The sequence below is a fragment of the uncultured Parabacteroides sp. genome (assembly GCF_905196875.1).
Lineage (GTDB): Bacteria > Bacteroidota > Bacteroidia > Bacteroidales > Tannerellaceae > Parabacteroides.
The window spans coordinates 1-3,381 of sequence record NZ_CAJJWO010000130.1 but is presented as its reverse complement, the minus strand read 5'-3'; the positions used below and the strand labels follow the sequence as shown (position 1 = coordinate 3,381).

Here is a 3,381-nt window from a genome sequence, read left to right as displayed (position 1 = left end):
TGGCTCCGGGGTCGGGGCCGCCATGTCCGCTGACCAGATAAAAGCAACAGCCTCTCAATTCCGAAGAGGTAACCTGATATTGTGCTAATTCCTTACCGAATAAAGGTTCGTAATTCGGTTTCTTTGCCGCCACCGCTGCCGCACCTTTTAAAGGCGGTAATTGGTATTTAACTCCCATTTTCAGCGAATTTCCACTGCCGAGTTTTGTCTTGTTCAGCTTGACAAATTCGTCGTGATATTCTTTTCCTACACGGTTATGACGTTTCAGAAAAAGGGTGATACCTTCTCCTTTTTTAGGAAATGCTTTCTCCTGGGCCGACAAAGAACCATTGAATATAATAGTAGCAACTAATGAAAGTAGTATGACTGTTAATCTTTTTGCGAACATGTTTAAGTAGGATATATGCCGTAAAGATAGATAAATTGGTGTAAAGTTAAAAAGAATCGGTTCGACATTTTGTCAAAATGTCAATCGATCTCTTTCTCTTTGCTTTATTTCCATACGCTCATTGGTATATAATTATTTATGGAAGTCTCCCGGAGTTGAGAAATGACAGAAAAGAAGGGAAGGTAGGGAAAACGATAACTGTTTAAAAGGGGGTAAAGATGATCCGGCAGATCGTTTTTCGTGATGTTGGCAGAATGTGGAAAACAGATACATTTTGTCAGTTCCATACGGAACACTTTTAGAAGCGTTCCAGAGAATATTGTATGAAAATACGGACTCCTTTTGGTCTAAAATGGCAGGTTGTTGAAATTACCTGCCAGCTGATCCCGATTGTCTGCCGGGTGAATGGCATTTACCTGCCGGGTGGTTGGGATTTGTCGCCGGCTGAGCGAAATTATCTGCCGGGTAACTGCCGGCAAGACCGCTGTAAGAGGATAAAGTAAGGGTTTAGGTAGCTCGTAAGGGGAGGATTTAGGCTGAATGCCTGTTTTTTGAGAAAGAGAGTGTTATAGATTAAATAGAAGTATGATCAATAAGGTTTGTTGTTTGATGTATTTAAAACAATATGTCATCATAAGGGCGGGTTTTTACCCCGCCCGATATCAGCGAAACCTAGTCTTCTACTGTTTTAATCCAGACTTGTTTGCCATCGAAGGTGATAGCCATTTTGAGGATATCGGTGACGCCTGCCGCATGAAGGGTGGCTGCATACTGTTTCTCCTCGATCTGTTGAAGAGCCGATACCAGAACATCTTCGACCGACTTATCGAACATCGGATCGTAAAGTTTCAGTTCCATGATAATACCCCGCTTTTGAATATTACGCGGACGCATCAGAATATCGTAGCGTCCCAGGCCCGACTCCCGGTTACTGCTTACCTCGTAAGCTCCGGAGCTTACCAACATGCCCAGCAAAAAGGCCTGGTATACTTTCTCCGGGTCCCGTCCTGAAGTATCATAATAGGAAAGTGTGTTGACCACAAAATCGTTTAACAATCGTTCGAAGATAGGTATGTTGTTTTCATCCAGTGCCTGTAGCATTCGTTCGAGACGGTTATTCTTTACCGGGCCATTATTTATCCAACTACGGATAATAGAGCTAAACACGGTCGAAACTTCCAGGTTAGGAACCTCCAGTTTGTATTCGATCAGATTATTTGGTTGCAAAACAGGATCGGAAGCTTTGAGGTATCCGCTGAAAAGCATGAATGACCAGATATTAACTGTCTCGGTCAACAAATCCGGAAACGCCAGCTTGTCGTTTATCACACTGCGAACAGGATCGCCTTGTATCAATCCCTCTACGCCATCGCGTATCTGCGAAGGACCGTCGGCCAGTAAATGACGTAGTAAGACGTCGGAACCGGTGTTTACCCAGTAAGGGGCAAGAACGCCATCATACATTATATAATTAAGTACCGACCAAGGATTGTAAACCGTTTTACCAGCAAAGAGATACCCGTTATACCATTGTTTTACTTCCTCTTTCTGTTTTTCCAACGAATAATCGTCGAGTATCATATCTGTTTCTTCCTGTGTAAATCCGAAAGCCGTACACATAGGGCGATCCAGTAATGAGAATACGGCAATATTATTCAGTCCGCTGAATATCGACTCTTTGCTCACCCGAAGAATGCCGGTGATTACGCCACGGAATATATTAGTATTGTCTTTGAATACGCTACTCATAAAGTTGCGCATGAAACCGATCATCTTGTCATAATAACCTTTGTCGAAAGCTACATGGATCGGGGTATCGTATTCGTCGAGTAAAACGAGTGGGGGCGTCCCCCAGTACGTGGTGAGCAGTTCTGATAAAATTTTCAATGCCGCCTCCAGCTGGTATTGTGTGGCTTGTCCGTGATAGACAGCTTCAAAAATAGCTTTGGGAACCGGCTTTATTTTCGGTTCGTTAAAAAGATAATCATGGCGTTCGAACTCTGTCGCCAACTCTCCGGCTATTTTTTCCAATACTCCTTCGAACGTATCTGCTTTACAGTCTTTCAATGTAATCAGTATCACCGGATACTTCCCCTGATACTTATCGAAATCTTTCCACCCTTCGATCCTCTTTCCTTTGAAAAGCGGACGAAACACATTCCCTTCCGTCTTCTCAAAGAAATAGCGAAGTGTGGTAAGGTTCAGTGTCTTACCGAAACGACGCGGACGCGGAAGCAGAGTGATCAAACTCCCGTCTTCTACTATCTGGCGGACAAAATCTGTTTTATCCACATAATAATAATCCTCACTGATCAACAACTTATAATCGCTGATGCCTATCGGTAATTTCTTTCTGTCCATACGTTACTGTTTTTAAGCACAAATACAAAGATAAATAATTAATCGATACAATGAGGCGGCAATGGAATAATCTGTCAACATGAAGATCTTCTGCCCGGCTCTGTAGGGGGCGGGTTCCCAACTCGCCCGAGTAACCTTTATCTGTTGTTGAATGTTATAACTTTGTCATTTTTTAAAATATGAGAAGTTATGAAAAACAAAGATTTTTATACACAGATGAAGCTGCAGGGACAGGAGAAACGATCTGCAGGAGATGAAAGTACGGCCGACCTTTACCGGGCGGTTCGCAATCACTTTATATGTTTTAATGGTAAACGGGAGTTTTCGCTGAAGGAGGTGACTCCGCAAATGGTGCAAGCCTTTGTGGAGTGGCTGCGCGAAAAAGGACTGAAGGTGAATAGCGTAAACTGCTATCTGAGTAACCTGCGTGCCATGTATAACCGTGCATGCCTGGGATGGAAAAAACGTCCGCTGGATTCGCCTTTTACCGGACTGCGGTTACGACGGGAAGAGACACGGAAGCGGGCCATGCCTGCCGGAGTGATCAGACAGATTGCCCAGCTGGATTTGAAAAAGGAACCCCGTAAACAGCAGGCTGCCGATCTGGCCCTCTTCTCCTTTATGGCATGCGG

Annotated in this window: 4 protein-coding genes and 1 pseudogene; 2 read left to right on the top strand and 3 right to left on the bottom strand. The window is 44.0% G+C overall.

The features are described from left to right. Positions 1–388, bottom strand: a pseudogene (locus tag QZ076_RS21845) (N-acetylmuramoyl-L-alanine amidase); the annotation flags it as partial. 104 nt (positions 389–492) lie between these two features. Continuing rightward, a complete protein-coding gene (locus tag QZ076_RS21840) occupies positions 493–675 on the bottom strand; it encodes a hypothetical protein (RefSeq protein ID WP_293717221.1) in 183 nt (60 codons plus the stop codon). A 36-nt stretch (positions 676–711) separates the two neighbouring features. On the opposite strand from QZ076_RS21840, the gene QZ076_RS21835 reads away from it, so the two are divergent. Further along, complete coding sequence (locus QZ076_RS21835) at positions 712–891, top strand: hypothetical protein (protein WP_293717220.1); 180 nt, start codon at positions 712–714, stop codon at positions 889–891. 169 nt (positions 892–1,060) lie between these two features. Here QZ076_RS21835 and QZ076_RS21830 read toward each other — a convergent pair whose 3' ends face one another. Further along, positions 1,061–2,749, bottom strand: a complete 1,689-nt coding sequence (locus tag QZ076_RS21830) for an AAA family ATPase (protein WP_293717219.1) — start codon at positions 2,747–2,749, stop codon at positions 1,061–1,063. A gap of 189 nt (positions 2,750–2,938) precedes the next feature. On the opposite strand from QZ076_RS21830, the gene QZ076_RS21825 reads away from it, so the two are divergent. Next, a partial coding sequence (locus tag QZ076_RS21825) for a phage integrase SAM-like domain-containing protein (RefSeq protein ID WP_293717218.1) occupies positions 2,939–3,381 on the top strand: 443 nt, incomplete at its 3' end.